Annotated in this window: 11 protein-coding genes; 5 read left to right on the top strand and 6 right to left on the bottom strand. The window is 69.9% G+C overall.

Annotation, left to right across the window (positions count from 1 at the left end; translation table 11 throughout):
- Window positions 1-70: 70 nt before the first annotated feature.
- The 3 genes from ABUE11_RS16560 to ABUE11_RS16550 form a co-directional block, all read right to left on the bottom strand.
- Window positions 71-955, bottom strand: coding sequence for a DMT family transporter (locus ABUE11_RS16560; RefSeq protein ID WP_367068851.1), 885 nt, complete (start codon window positions 953-955; stop codon window positions 71-73).
- Window positions 956-986: 31 nt separating this feature from the next.
- Window positions 987-2,084, bottom strand: coding sequence for a tRNA preQ1(34) S-adenosylmethionine ribosyltransferase-isomerase QueA (gene queA / locus ABUE11_RS16555; protein ID WP_367066484.1), 1,098 nt, complete (start codon window positions 2,082-2,084; stop codon window positions 987-989).
- Window positions 2,085-2,162: 78 nt separating this feature from the next.
- The gene (locus ABUE11_RS16550; RefSeq protein ID WP_367066483.1) at window positions 2,163-3,428 is read right to left on the bottom strand and encodes an HD-GYP domain-containing protein; all 1,266 of its coding nucleotides are present in this window, start codon (window positions 3,426-3,428) and stop codon (window positions 2,163-2,165) included.
- A gap of 82 nt (window positions 3,429-3,510) precedes the next feature.
- Between ABUE11_RS16550 and recG the strand changes: the two genes are divergently transcribed.
- The 4 genes from recG to ubiA all read left to right on the top strand — a co-directional run bounded on the left by recG (window position 3,511) and on the right by ubiA (window position 8,238).
- On the top strand, window positions 3,511-5,628 hold the full coding sequence (gene recG / locus ABUE11_RS16545) for an ATP-dependent DNA helicase RecG (protein WP_367068850.1): 2,118 nt from the start codon (window positions 3,511-3,513) through the stop codon (window positions 5,626-5,628).
- Between the two features lie 82 nt (window positions 5,629-5,710).
- Entirely contained in the window at window positions 5,711-6,676 is a 966-nt protein-coding gene (locus tag ABUE11_RS16540) for a LysR substrate-binding domain-containing protein (RefSeq protein ID WP_367066481.1), read from the top strand.
- 95 nt (window positions 6,677-6,771) lie between these two features.
- Window positions 6,772-7,311 (top strand): Dps family protein, encoded by a 540-nt coding sequence (locus ABUE11_RS16535; RefSeq protein ID WP_367066480.1) that lies wholly within the window; start codon window positions 6,772-6,774, stop codon window positions 7,309-7,311.
- Between the two features lie 57 nt (window positions 7,312-7,368).
- Window positions 7,369-8,238 (top strand): 4-hydroxybenzoate octaprenyltransferase, encoded by an 870-nt coding sequence (gene ubiA / locus ABUE11_RS16530; protein WP_367066479.1) that lies wholly within the window; start codon window positions 7,369-7,371, stop codon window positions 8,236-8,238.
- 33 nt (window positions 8,239-8,271) lie between these two features.
- Here the strand turns inward: ubiA and proC are convergent, their stop codons facing one another.
- From proC to ABUE11_RS16515, 3 genes are all read right to left on the bottom strand, one after another.
- Complete coding sequence (proC, locus tag ABUE11_RS16525; protein WP_367066478.1) at window positions 8,272-9,108, bottom strand: pyrroline-5-carboxylate reductase; 837 nt, start codon at window positions 9,106-9,108, stop codon at window positions 8,272-8,274.
- Between the two features lie 171 nt (window positions 9,109-9,279).
- The gene (gene glpK / locus ABUE11_RS16520; RefSeq protein WP_367066477.1) at window positions 9,280-10,779 is read right to left on the bottom strand and encodes a glycerol kinase GlpK; all 1,500 of its coding nucleotides are present in this window, start codon (window positions 10,777-10,779) and stop codon (window positions 9,280-9,282) included.
- Window positions 10,780-10,805: 26 nt separating this feature from the next.
- Window positions 10,806-11,579, bottom strand: coding sequence for a DeoR/GlpR family DNA-binding transcription regulator (locus ABUE11_RS16515; RefSeq protein ID WP_367066476.1), 774 nt, complete (start codon window positions 11,577-11,579; stop codon window positions 10,806-10,808).
- A 220-nt stretch (window positions 11,580-11,799) separates the two neighbouring features.
- Here ABUE11_RS16515 and ABUE11_RS16510 point away from each other — a divergent pair, with 220 nt between their 5' ends.
- Window positions 11,800-12,882 carry an ABC transporter ATP-binding protein gene (locus ABUE11_RS16510; protein ID WP_367066475.1) on the top strand — a complete coding sequence of 361 codons (1,083 nt, stop codon included), beginning with the start codon at window positions 11,800-11,802 and terminating at the stop codon, window positions 12,880-12,882.

The following is a 12,882-nucleotide window of genomic DNA, read 5'->3' as shown; positions in this document are numbered from 1 at the left end:
CTCTGGATGTGAGGTAAAAATAGCCTCCAGCGCTTGTGCATAAAGCGCTGGCAGCTATTGTTTTTGATGCTCAACGCGTCTCGCGCACGGTCAGCCAGGTGCTCGCCGCACCGCTGGCCGCGATCAGGCCCATGCCCAGCAGGGACCAGTGGTCGGGCATGTGGCCGTACACGGCCCAGCCCGCGAGCATGGCGAACGCGATCTGGCTGTAGAGAAACGGGGCGATGGTGGCCGGCGTCGCGAGCGCGTAGGCCCTGAGCAGCAGCATGTGGCCGAGTGCGCTCGACAGTCCCATGAGCGCGAGGCCCAGCCAGACCCAGGCGCTGGTGATGGCCGTCCACACGAAGGGCGCGGTCAGCGTCATCAGCGCCGCGGCGATCCAGCTTGTGTAGAACTGCGTGGTGGCGGGCTCTTCCCGGGTGGCCATGCGGCTGCTCAGGATCTGGTAGCCCGTGCCGCAGGCCAGCATGCACAGCGGCAGCACCAGGGCCCAGCCGGCGCCGGCACCCCCGCCGCCCGGGCGCAGTATCAGCAGCACGCTGGCCAGGCCCGTGGCCACGAGCAGCCAGCGCAGCGCGCTCACGGGCTGGCGCAGCCAGAGCGCGGCCACCAGCGTCACGCACAGCGGCGTGGCGGCGACGACGGCGGTGAACTCGGCCAGCGGCATGACATGGATGCTGAAGATGCCGAACAGGCTGGTTGCGCCAAACAGCAGCGCGCGCAGCACCTGAAAGCGCGGGTGGGCCGTGCGCGGCCAGCGCCAGCCGGTGCGCGGCAGCACGTAGGCGCAGGTGAACAGCGACTGGAACAGGTAGCGCAGCCACAGGGCCAGCACCAGCGGCGTGGTTGCGCTCACGAGCTTGGTGGAGGTGTCGAGCAGCGCAAAGCAGGCGCATGCGCCCACGGTGAGCGCGATGCCCGCCAGGGCCGTGCCGCGATGGTCGGCGCGCGTCATCGCCACCGCAGGGGCTTGGCGGGCCCGGGGCTCATGCGCGCTCGCCCTGGCGCTCGAGCAGCATGGCGTCGCCGTAGCTGAAGAAGCGGTACTGCTCGGCGATGGCGTGGCGGTACAGCGCCATCACCTGCTCGTAGCCCGCGAAGGCGCTGACCAGCATCATCAGCGTGCTCTTGGGCAGGTGGAAGTTGGTGATGAGCAGATCCACGACCCGGAAGCCGAAGCCCGGCGTGATGAAGATGCTGGTGTCGCCCGTGGTCCGGCCGGTCTGGGCCCAGGACTCGAGCGTGCGCACCGTGGTCGTGCCCACGGCCACCACGCGCCCGCCGCGCGCGCGGCAGCGCTCCAGGGCGGCCAGCGTGGCCGCAGGGATGTCGTACCACTCGCTGTGCATGCGGTGCTCGGCCAGGTTCTCGGTCTTGACGGGCTGGAAGGTGCCCGCACCCACATGCAGGGTGACGCTGGCGCGTTCGATGCCGCGCGCGTCCAGCGCATCCAGCACCCCCTGGTCGAAATGCAGCGCGGCCGTGGGCGCGGCCACGGCGCCGGGCGTGCGCGCAAACACCGTCTGGTAGCGCTCGGCGTCCTCGGCCGCGTCGGGGTCGTGAGCGGCGTTCTGCTGGCGCTCTATGTAGGGCGGCAGCGGCAGGTGGCCGTGGCGCTGCATGAGCTCCCAGGCGCTCTCGCCCGCCGGGCCCTGCAGCTCGAAGCGAAACAGCGGGCCGTCGGCGTCGGGCCAGCGCCCGAGCAGGCGCGCGTCGAACCCTCCCGCGGCCAGGCCGCCGGCCAGGTGCACGGTGGCGCCGGGCAGCGGCTTCTTGCTGACCTTCATGTGGGCCACGACCTCGCCGGGCGTGAGCACGCGCTCGATGAGCAGCTCCAGCCGGCCGCCGCTGGCCTTCTCGCCGAACAAGCGCGCCTTGAGCACGCGCGTGTCGTTGAAGACGACGAGGTCGCCGGGCGCGAGCAGCTCGGGCAGCTCGCGAAAGATGCGGTCGGTGGGCGGATGCCTGCGCGCGTCGAGCAGGCGCGAGGCGCTGCGCTCGGGCGCGGGATGCTGGGCAATGAGGGATTCGGGCAGCGCGAAGTCGAAGTCGCTGAGCGTGAACGGGTGGGATGGGGAGGACATGCGTTGCTTGAGGGCCGGACGGGCCCGTTCCAAGAAGAAGCCGGCGATTGTCCCAAATCCCGCGGTACCCTGCGCCCGTCAGGGCGGGTGCGGGGTATCGGCCCAGAGCCGGTCCAGATCGGGGAACTGCCAGCGCTCGGGGTCTTCGCGCCCCGCTATGCGCTCCCTGCAGTCGGGTGCCGACAGGTCGAGCTCGTAGGGTGGGATGCGCATGCCCGAGCGCGTGGAGAAGAACACGCGCACATGGGGCGTGGTGAGGGACTCATCGCTTTGCCGCGTGACGACCGCCAGGCGTCCCGAGCTCAGGCGCAGCAGCGAGCCCACGGGGTAGATGCCCAGGCTTTTGACAAAGGCCTGGAACAGCCGGCTGTCCAGATGGCCGCGCGTCCACTCCGCCATGCGGCGCAGCGCCTCGGCAGGGTCCCAGCCGCGCTTGTACGGGCGGTGGGAGGTGACGGCGTCGTACACGTCGCAGATCGCCGTCATGCGCGCCAGCGTGCCGATGTCGTCCTGGGCGAGCCGGTCCGGATAGCCCGTGCCGTCGATCTTCTCGTGGTGGTGCAGACAGGCGTCGAGCACGGGAGGGGGCACGCCGTTGCCCTGCAGCATGGCGTGGCCGATCGCGGGATGGCAGCGCACGATGGCGAACTCCTCGTCGGTGAGCCTGCCGGGCTTGTTCAGTATCTCCAGCGGAATCTGGGCCTTGCCCAGGTCGTGCAGCAGGCCGGCCAGGCCCGCCATGCGGCAGCCGTCCTCGTCCAGGCCGATCTGCCGCGTCAGCGCCACCATCAGCGCGCTCACCGCCACCGAGTGCATGTAGGTGTACTCGTCCGCCGTCTTGACGCGCGCCAGGCTCAGCAGCGCATGGGGGTGGCGCCGCACCGAGTCGGAGATGTCGTTGACCAGATCCTGCGCGCCCGCGAGGTCTATGGCCTGGCCCATGCGCGCCTCGGCAAACATGGAGATGACGGCCTCCTTGGCATGGGCGCAGATGGCGGCCGCGCGGTGCAGCTCCTCGTGCAGCGTCGCGGGCTCTGCGGCTGCGGGGAGAGGCGCAGGTGAGGGCGTGGGCGGCGGGGCTGGCTGGGCGTCATCGCCGTGGACCGGTGTCTTGGCCGCCGTGGGGGCGGTCGCAGCGGCAGGCGTGGCGCTCTCGGGCAGGTCCAGGCCCTTGTCCGTGTCTATCCACACCTCCCGGATCTGCGTCTCGCGTATGCGTGCCAGATCCTGCGCATCCTCCAGCAGGAAGCGCGTCCGCCAGAACGGGTGCTCTATCCATGAGCCGCAGAACTCGTGCAGGTACATTCCCAGACTGAGATGCCGCACGTCGATGCGCTTGAGCATGAAGCTTGGTCACAATGAAGTTGGTAACCAGATATTTTAATTGTTGCTGTGTATCAGAGGCGGCAGCGCCGGCGCCTGCGCCATGGCGGCGGCGATGACGGAGCGCAAGAGCCCCGCCCAGCAGGCCCTGGTCAAGCTGGGTCTGACGCGCGACATCGACCTGGCCCTGCACCTGCCGTTGCGCTACGAGGACGAAACCCGCATCACGCCGATCAGGAGCGCGCGCGAGGGCGAGACGGTGCAGATCGAGGCCACGGTCACGGCCAGCGAGGTGCAGCTGCGCCCGCGCCGCCAGCTCGTGGTGACGGTGGAGGACGGCACGGGCAGCTGCGAACTGCGCTTCTTCAGCTTCTACCCCTCGCACCAGAAGACCCTGGCCGTGGGCGCGCGCCTGCGCGTGCGCGGCGAGGTGCGCGGCGGCTTCTGGGGCCGGCAGATGGTGCACCCGGCGTTCCGCAAGGCCGAAGGGGAGCTGCCCGCGGCGCTCACGCCCGTCTACCCCACGGTGGCGCAGCTGCCCCAGGCCTATCTGCGCCGCGCCATTGCCACGGCGCTCTCACGCGTGCAGCTGCCCGAGACCCTGCCGCCGGGCCTGGAGCCGCCGCTCGCGCGGTTTGATAGAACAAATGGCCTGCAGCGCCCGTGGAGTCTGCGCGAATCGCTATTGTTTTTGCATCACCCCACGCCCGATGTGGCGCTGGCCACGCTGCAGGACCACAGCCACCCGGCCTGGCAACGCCTGAAGGCCGAGGAACTGCTCGCGCAGCAGCTCTCGCAGCTCACGGCCAAGCGCGAGCGCGCGCGCCTGCGCGCCCCGGTGCTGCGCCCGCGGCCCGAGGCCGGCGCCGGCGCGCTGCACGAGCAGCTGCTGGCCCGGCTGCCGTTTGACCTCACGGCCGCGCAGCGCCGCGTCTGCGAGGAGATCGCGCGCGACCTCGCGCGGGCCGTGCCCATGCACCGGCTGCTGCAGGGCGACGTGGGCTCGGGCAAGACCGTGGTCGCGGCGCTCGCGGCCACCGTGTGCATCGACGCGGGCTGGCAATGCGCGCTGATGGCGCCGACCGAGATCCTGGCCGAGCAGCATTTCGCCAAGCTCATAGGCTGGCTCGAGCCGCTCCTGGCCGTGCGCGGCCAGCAGGTGGCCTGGCTCGTCGGCGGGCAGAAGAAGAAGGAGCGCGCCGCCATGCTCGAGCGGATCGAGAGCGGCAGCGCGGCCCTGGTCGTGGGCACGCATGCGGTGATCCAGGAGCAGGTGCGCTTCAAGAACCTGGCGCTGGCCGTGATCGACGAGCAGCACCGCTTCGGCGTGGCCCAGCGCCTGGCGCTGCGGCAGAAGCTGCACAGCGACGGCAGCAGCGACGCCATGGAGCCGCACATGCTGATGATGAGCGCCACGCCGATTCCGCGCACCCTGGCCATGAGCTACTACGCGGATCTGGACGTGTCCACCATCGACGAACTGCCGCCCGGGCGCACGCCCGTGGTCACCAAGCTCATCGCCGACAGCCGCCGGCACGAGGTCGTCGAACGCATAGGCGCGCAGGTGGCCGCGGGCCGGCAGGTGTACTGGGTCTGCCCACTCATCGAGGAGAGCGAGGCGCTGGACCTGTCCAACGCCACGGCCACGCATGCGGAGCTGGCCGAGGCCCTGCAGGGCGTGAGCGTGGGCCTGCTGCACTCGCGCATGCCCACGGCCGAGAAAAAGGCCGTGATGGAGGAATTCAAGAGCGGGACCATGGGCGTGCTGGTCTCCACCACCGTCATCGAGGTCGGCGTGGATGTGCCCAATGCCTCGCTCATGGTCATCGAGCATGCCGAGCGCTTCGGCCTGTCGCAGCTGCACCAGCTGCGCGGGCGCGTGGGGCGCGGCGCGGCGGCCTCGGCCTGCGTGCTGCTGTACTCCACGGGCGACTCGGGCCGCCTGGGCGAGACCGCGCGCGACCGCCTCAAGGCCATGGCCGAGACCAATGACGGCTTCGAGATCGCGCGGCGCGACCTCGACATCCGCGGGCCGGGCGAATTTTTGGGCGCGCGCCAGTCGGGCGACGCGCTGCTGCGCTTTGCCGACCTGGCCACCGATACGCTGCTGCTCGACTGGGCGCGCGAGGTCGCGCCCGTGATGCTCGACCGCCACCCGCAGCTGGCCGAGCGGCATGTCCAGCGCTGGCTCGGTGGAAAATCGGACTACCTGAAGGCGTGATTGAAGGTGTAATGTGTCTGCGGCCGTGGTGCACCACAGCCCGGTACAGCGCAATGATCCGACCCAGCCGGCCCAACATCCCATGACGCTCACAGAACTCAAGTACATCGTCGCCGTCGCGCGCGAAAAGCATTTCGGCCGTGCGGCCGACGCCTGCTATGTCTCGCAGCCGACGCTGTCGGTGGCCGTGAAAAAGCTCGAGGACGAGCTCGACGTGAAGATCTTCGAGCGCAGCGCGGGCGATGTCTCGGTGACGGCGCTGGGCGAGGAGATCGTGCGCCAGGCGCAGAGCGTGCTGGAGCAGGCGGCCGAGATCAAGGAGATCGCCAAGCGCGGCAAGGACCCGCTGGCCGGCCCGCTGACGCTGGGCGTGATCTACACCATAGGCCCCTATCTGCTGCCCGAGCTCGTGCGCCACTCCATCGCGCGCACGCCGCAGATGCCGCTGATGCTGCAGGAGAACTTCACGGTCAAGCTGCTGGAGATGCTGCGCACGGGAGAGATCGACTGCGCCATCCTCGCCGAGCCCTTTCCCGACACGGGCCTGGCCATCGCGCCGCTGTATGACGAGCCCTTTCTCGCGGCCGTGCCCGCCAGCCACCCGCTGGCCGAGCGCAGGTCGGTGTCGGCGCTGGAGCTCAAGAACGAGACCATGCTGCTGCTCGGCGCGGGACACTGCTTTCGCGACCATGTGCTCGAGGTCTGCCCCGAGTTCGCGCGTTTTGCGAGCAATGCCGAGGGCATACGCCGCACCTTCGAGGGTTCGTCGCTCGAGACCATCAAGCACATGGTCTCGGCCGGCATGGGCGTGACACTGGTGCCGCGCCTGTCCGTGCCGCGCGACGCGCTGCATACGGGCGCGCGCCGGCGCAAGAGTGACGACGCGCATATCCGCTACCTGCCCGTGGTCGAGACCGACGGCAGCGCCCCGCCCATGCGCCGCGTGGTGCTGGTGTGGCGGCGCAGCTTCACGCGCTACGAGGCCATCGCCGCGCTGCGCAACGCCATCTATGCCTGCGAGCTGCCGGGCGTCAAGCGCCTGAGCTGATCGGGCCGTCGATGGCTATGCCGGTGATTGCCACAAGTCATGGCGCGGCCACGTCAGTGCGCTACAGTTGTTGCATGTCAACCAAGGAGTGAACAATGGCCAAAGCCACAAAAACCACCAAGGCACCCAAGACCTCCGCCGCCGAACAGGGCATCGCCGCACCCGGCATCCGCATCGGCATCAGCGACAAGGACCGCGCCGCCATCGCACAGGGGCTGTCGCGCCTGCTGGCCGACACCTACACGCTGTACCTGACCACGCACAACTTCCACTGGAACGTGACGGGGCCCATGTTCAACACCCTGCACACCATGTTTATGGAGCAGTACACCGAGCTGTGGAACGCGGCCGACCCGATCGCCGAGCGCATCCGCGCGCTGGGCCATGTGGCGCCGGGCTCCTATGCGGCGTTCGGCAAGCTCGCCTCCATCGCCGACGCGCCCGCCGAGCCGCCCAAGGCACTGGAGATGGTGCGCATCCTGGTGCTTGGCCACGAGGCCGTGGCCCGCACCGCGCGCGAGCTCTTCCCGCTGGCCGACAAGGCCTGCGACGAGCCCACGGCCGACCTGCTCACCCAGCGCATGACGGTGCACGAGCAGACGGCGTGGATGCTGCGCTCGCTGCTAGAAGATTGATAGCTTCCAGCGCTTCATACACAAGGGCTTCGGCCCTTTTTTGCTTTTGACCAGCCCATGTCCTCCACCCCGCGCAGCCGCCTGTCCCTCTATCTCGACCTGATCCGCTTCAACCGCCCGGCCGGCTGGCTGGTGCTGGTGTGGCCCACGCTGGTGGCGCTGTGGGTGGCGGCCGGGGGCTTTCCGGGCTGGCATCTGCTGATCGTGTTCGTGGCCGGCACGGTGCTCATGCGCAGCGCCGGCTGCTGCATCAACGACATTGCCGACCGCGACTTCGACCGCCATGTCAAGCGCACCACCGAGCGGCCCATCACCAGCGGTCAGCTCGGCGTGAAGGAGGCGGCGCTGGTCGGCGCGGTGCTGGCGCTCGTCGCCCTGGCGCTGGTGCTGACCACGCGCTGGGAGGCCGTGGCCTGGTCGGTGCCGGCCGTGGCCTTCACCATCCTCTACCCGTTCACCAAGCGCTTCTTCGCCATGCCCCAGGCCTTTCTGGGCATTGCGTTCAACTTCGGCATCGTGATTGCCTTTGCCGCCGTGCTGGGCCGCGTGCCGGGCCAGGCCTGGGTGCTGTGGCTGGCCAACATGTTTCTGGTGCTGGCCTATGACACCGAGTACGCCATGGTGGACCGCGACGACGATCTCAAGATCGGCATGAAGACCTCGGCCATCACGCTCGGGCGCTTCGACGTGGCGGCCATCATGCTGTTCTTCGTGCTGTGCCTGGCGCTCACGGCCGCGGTGCTCGCGCCCCTGGGCCTGGGCTGGCCGCTGTGGCTGGGCCTGGCCGTGGCGGCGGCGCAGGTGGCGTGGCACTACACGCTGATCCGCGGCCGCACGCGCGAGGGCTGCTTCGTCGCCTTCAGCAAGAGCCACTGGATTGGCGTGGCCATCTTCGCGGGCGTGGCGCTGGGGTTTGCGCTGCGCTGAGCGGCGGCCGGGGGCGCCGCTCCCAAGCCACGCTCAGGCGGCGCTGCCGAACTCGTCACCGAGCTCGCGCGCGCGGTGCTCGGCCGCGTCGAGTGCACGCATGAAGCGCTGGGCGATCTGGTCGGCCTCCATGGATTCGATGGCCGCATGTGTGGTGCCGCCCTTGGAGGTCACGCGCTGGCGCAGCTGGGCCAGGGTTTCGCTCGAGCGGCGCGCGAGCTCGGCCGCGCCGGAGAAGGTGGTGACTGCGAGCTGGCGTGCCTGCTCGCGCGTGAGGCCCATGTCCACGCCGGCCGTGGTCATGGCCTCGAGGAAATAGAACACATAGGCCGGGCCCGAGCCCGACAGGGCCGTGACGGCGTCGAGCAGCGGCTCCTGCTCCACCCACAGATGACTGCCCGTGGTGGCGATGACCTGCTCGACCAGCGCGCGCTCCTGCGCGCCGACGCCGCTGGCCGCGTACAGGCCGGTCATGCCCTGGCCGATCAGGGCCGGCGTGTTGGGCATGGCGCGCACGATGCGCTCGCTGCCCAGCCATTGGGCGATGCTGGCCGTGCGTATGCCCGCGGCCACGCTCAGGTGCAGCGCGCCCGCGGTGTGCGGCGCCGCCTGCTGCGCGGCCTCCTTGAAGGTCTGCGGCTTGACGGCCCAGACCACCAGCCCGACACGCGCGAGCGCCGCCGTGGGCGCGGCCTGTGCCGCGATGCCGAACTGCTGCGCGAGCATGGCACGCGCGGACTCCAGGGGCTCGACCACCTCGATCTGGCCGGCGGGCTGGCCGCGGCGGATCAGTCCGCCGATGATGGCGCTGGCCATGTTGCCGCCGCCGATGAAGGCAATGGGGGGAAGGGTGGGGGCGCTGGTGCTCATGGTCGGTAGCTGGGTTGGGGCGATGGTTTGATGTACGTCAGCTCCAATTGTGCGCCCGTGCGGACTGTCAAAAGGAATAGCTGCTCACGCCCGTAGTTGGCCGTTTCAAAGGCATTTGTCATTGAAACGACCGTGTGATGGGCGCTGGCAGCTATGCTTTTTGTGGCGCCGTCATGGCGTGGGCAGCACCGTCTGCGCCACCGCATGCTCCCAGCGCGCCATGAGGGCCAGGGCCTGGTCCCGGGGCAGGGTGGGCACGAACTGGCGCTCGGCGCGCCACAGGCGGGTCAGCTCCTCCTGGCTGGCGTAGATGCCGCAGGACAGTCCCGCGAGATAGGCCGCGCCCAGGGCCGTGGTCTCCACGCAGGCCGGGCGCACGACGGGGATGCCGAGCAGGTCGGCCTGGAATTGCATCAACAGGTCGTTCACGCAGGCGCCGCCGTCCACGCGCAGCTCGGACACGGGGGCGCCGCCCGCGGCCACGGCGTCGCGGCTCATGGCGCCGAGCAGGGCCGCGCTCTGGTAGGCAATCGATTCGAGCGCCGCGCGTGCGATGTGGGCGAGCGTGGTGCCGCGCGTCAGGCCCGTGATGGTGCCGCGCGCGTCGGGCTTCCAATAGGGCGCGCCCAGGCCGGTGAAGGCCGGCACCAGCATCACGCCGCCCGAGTCGGGCACGCTTTGCGCGAGCTGCTGCACCTCGCTGCTCGCGCGAATCGCGTTGAGCCCGTCGCGCAGCCATTGCACCACGGCGCCGCCGACGAAGACGCTGCCCTCGAGCGCATATGCCGGCGCCGCGTCGGGCTGGGCCGCGCTGGTCGTGATGAGGCCGTTTTCGCTGGCCTGGAACTGCCCGCCCGTGTGCATGAGCATGAAGCAGCCCGTTCCATAGGTGTTCTTGGCCATGCCCGCCGAGAAGCAGGCCTGGCCGAACAGCGCGGCCTGCTGGTCGCCGGCCACGCCACCGATGGCGATGGCGCCGCCGAGCAGGTCGGCCTGGGTGTGGCCGAAGTCGCTGGCCGAGGGCAGCACCTCGGGCATCAGGCTGCGCGGGATGTTCAGGAGCCCGAGCAGCTCGTCGTCCCACTGGTTGCGGTGCACGTCCAGCAGCATGGTGCGGCTGGCGTTGGAGACGTCAGTGACATGGCGCCGCCCGCCCGTGAGCTGCCAGATGAGCCAGCTGTCCACGGTGCCGAAGGCGAGCTCGCCGCGCTCGGCCTGGGCGCGCGCGCCGGGCACATGGTCGAGCAGCCACTGCAGCTTGGTGGCGGAGAAATAGGCGTCGACGAGCAGCCCGGTCTTGGCCGCGATGGTGGCCGCGTGGCCGGCCTCGCGCAGGCGCGCGCAGGTGGGCTCGGCGCGCCGGTCCTGCCAGACGATGGCGTGGTGCAGGGGCTGGCCCGTCCTGCGGTGCCACAGCACGGTGGTCTCGCGCTGGTTGGTGATGCCTATGGCGCGCACCTGCGCGGCGGTTATGCCCGCCTGCGCCAGCGCCTGGCGCGCCGTGGCCAGCTGGGTGCGCCAGATCTCCATCGGGTCATGCTCGACCCAGCCGGGCTGGGGGTAGATCTGCGGCAGCTCCTGCTGCGCCAGCGCCACGATGTGGCCCCGGGTGTCGAAGACGATGCTGCGCGAGCTGGAGGTGCCTTGGTCGAGGGCGAGCAGATAGGTCATGGTGGGCGGCGGGTCGGTGGTTCGGATCAATGGGGCTGCGCGACCGTGCATTCCACGGCCGCATCGTGCAGCAAGGCGGGGAAGGGCTCGGGCGGCGGCGCGTCGGTGAACAGCCGGTCGATCTGCGCCAGCGTGGCGAGCTGCACCATGGCCGGCCGGCCGAACTTGCTGTGGTCGGCGGCCAGCCAGACCTCGCGCGCCTGGGCGATGATGGTCTGCGCCACCTTCACCTCGCGCAGATCGAAGTCGCGCAGCGTGCCGTCGCTCTCGATGCCGGAGATGCCGATCACGGCGATGTCCACGCGGAACTGGCGCATGAAGTCCACCGCCGCCTCGCCCACGATGGCGCGGTCGCGCGCGCGCACCACGCCGCCGGCGACGATGACCTCGCAGTCCGGGTTGGCGCAGAGGATGGCGGCCACGTTGAGGTTGTTGGTGATGACGCGCAGCCCCCGGTGCTGCAGGAGCGCGCGCGCAATGGCCTCGGTGGTCGTGCCGATGTTCAGTATCAGCGAGCAGCCCTGGGGCACCTGGGCCGCCACCGCGCGTGCGATGCGCGCCTTGCCCTCGGCGTTGAGGTTCTCGCGCTGGGTGTGGGCCAGGTTCTCCACCGTGGAGCCGGGCATGCGCACGCCGCCGTGAAAGCGCGTGACCAGGCCCTCCTCGGCCAGCCGCTGCACGTCGCGGCGCACGGTCTGCAGCGTGACGCCCAGTTGTTCGGCCAGCGCCTCGACGCTGGCGCTGTGGCGCTGGCGCAGAACCTGGAGCAGTTGCAGTTGGCGTGGGTTGTGGGTGTACATGGGCGGATGAGACGGCGCGGGGATGGGATTGTCGCCGCCAGGGCGCGAAGGAAGCCGTTGTTTGTTCAATTGCACTGTAAAAGCGAACAGAAACGAACATATCGAGGGTAATCCCTTGGTTGATTCGATCAAAATCGAACAACAATGAACAGATTCGCGCGATCAGACCATGAGCGCAGCAATTCACGAGGGGCCCCGCGCGGGCGATAGGAAGGGAACAATGCAACTGGCTTTGGATGCCATCGTCAAGCGGGTAGGGCCCGAGACCTGGCTCTATCCCATGGACATGGCCTTGCACAGTGGCGCCGTGACCGTGCTGCTGGGCGCCACGCAGGCGGGCAAGACCAGCCTGATGCGCATCATGGCGGGGCTGGATGTGCCCACCGAAGGGCGTGTGCGTGTCGATGGCCGCGACGTGACCGGAATGCCGGTGCGCGAGCGCAACGTGGCCATGGTGTACCAGCAGTTCATCAACTACCCCTCGCTCACGGTGGCGGACAACATCGCCTCGCCTTTGAAGCTGCGCGGCGAGACGAACGTGGAGCAGCGCGTGCGCCAGATCGCCGAGCGCCTGCATATCGACATGTTCCTCGATCGCCTGCCGGCCGAGCTCTCCGGTGGCCAGCAGCAGCGCGTGGCGCTGGCGCGCGCCCTGGCCAAGGGCGCGCCGCTGATGCTGCTCGATGAGCCCCTGGTCAACCTGGACTACAAGCTGCGCGAGGAGTTGCGCGACGAACTCACCCAGCTGTTTGCCGCAGGCGACTCCACCGTCGTCTATGCCACCACTGAGCCCGGTGAGGCGTTGCTGCTCGGTGGCTACACGGCCGTGCTGCACGAGGGCGAGCTGCTGCAGTACGGGCCCACGGCCGAGGTCTTTCACGCGCCTTGTTCGCTGCGTGTGGCGCGTGCCTTCAGTGACCCGCCGATGAACCTGGTGCCGGCCGAGGCGGGCGGCCCGGGCCTGGTCCTGCCCGGCGGCCAGACGCTGGCGCTGGCCCTGCCGGCGGGGCTGGCCGGCGGCGTGACGCTGGGCCTGCGCGCCAGTGCCCTGCGCCTGCAGGCCCAGCCCGGCGATGTGGCGCTGGGCGCGCGCGTGCAGCTGTCGGAAATCTCGGGCTCGGACACCTTTGTGCACGCCGAGACGCCCTGGGGCGAGCTGGTGGCGCAGGTCCCGGGCGTGAACCATCTGGCGCTGGGCAGCCAGGTCACCCTGCACCTGCAGCCCGGCGATGCCTATGTGTTTGACGCCAGCGGCGCCCTGGCACTTGCGCCGCGGCGCGCCGCGCGCGCGGGAGGGCAGTGA

This window comes from Oryzisolibacter sp. LB2S (assembly GCF_040732315.1).
In the GTDB taxonomy this organism is placed as follows: domain Bacteria; phylum Pseudomonadota; class Gammaproteobacteria; order Burkholderiales; family Burkholderiaceae_C; genus Alicycliphilus; species Alicycliphilus soli.
The sequence above is the reverse complement of the archived record's forward strand: the minus strand, read 5'-3'. Positions and strand labels throughout refer to the sequence as shown.

What these genes read in the sequence shown, in the direction of transcription:
- ABUE11_RS16560 (WP_367068851.1), bottom strand. Translation starts at nt 955, where the DNA reads ATGACGCGCGCCGACCATCGCGGCACGGCCCTGGCGGGCATCGCGCTC.
- queA (WP_367066484.1), bottom strand. Translation starts at nt 2,084, where the DNA reads ATGTCCTCCCCATCCCACCCGTTCACGCTCAGCGACTTCGACTTCGCG.
- ABUE11_RS16550 (WP_367066483.1), bottom strand. Translation starts at nt 3,428, where the DNA reads ATGCTCAAGCGCATCGACGTGCGGCATCTCAGTCTGGGAATGTACCTG.
- recG (WP_367068850.1), top strand. Translation starts at nt 3,511, where the DNA reads ATGGCGGCGGCGATGACGGAGCGCAAGAGCCCCGCCCAGCAGGCCCTG.
- ABUE11_RS16540 (WP_367066481.1), top strand. Translation starts at nt 5,711, where the DNA reads ATGACGCTCACAGAACTCAAGTACATCGTCGCCGTCGCGCGCGAAAAG.
- ABUE11_RS16535 (WP_367066480.1), top strand. Translation starts at nt 6,772, where the DNA reads ATGGCCAAAGCCACAAAAACCACCAAGGCACCCAAGACCTCCGCCGCC.
- ubiA (WP_367066479.1), top strand. Translation starts at nt 7,369, where the DNA reads ATGTCCTCCACCCCGCGCAGCCGCCTGTCCCTCTATCTCGACCTGATC.
- proC (WP_367066478.1), bottom strand. Translation starts at nt 9,108, where the DNA reads ATGAGCACCAGCGCCCCCACCCTTCCCCCCATTGCCTTCATCGGCGGC.
- glpK (WP_367066477.1), bottom strand. Translation starts at nt 10,779, where the DNA reads ATGACCTATCTGCTCGCCCTCGACCAAGGCACCTCCAGCTCGCGCAGC.
- ABUE11_RS16515 (WP_367066476.1), bottom strand. Translation starts at nt 11,579, where the DNA reads ATGTACACCCACAACCCACGCCAACTGCAACTGCTCCAGGTTCTGCGC.
- ABUE11_RS16510 (WP_367066475.1), top strand. Translation starts at nt 11,800, where the DNA reads ATGCAACTGGCTTTGGATGCCATCGTCAAGCGGGTAGGGCCCGAGACC.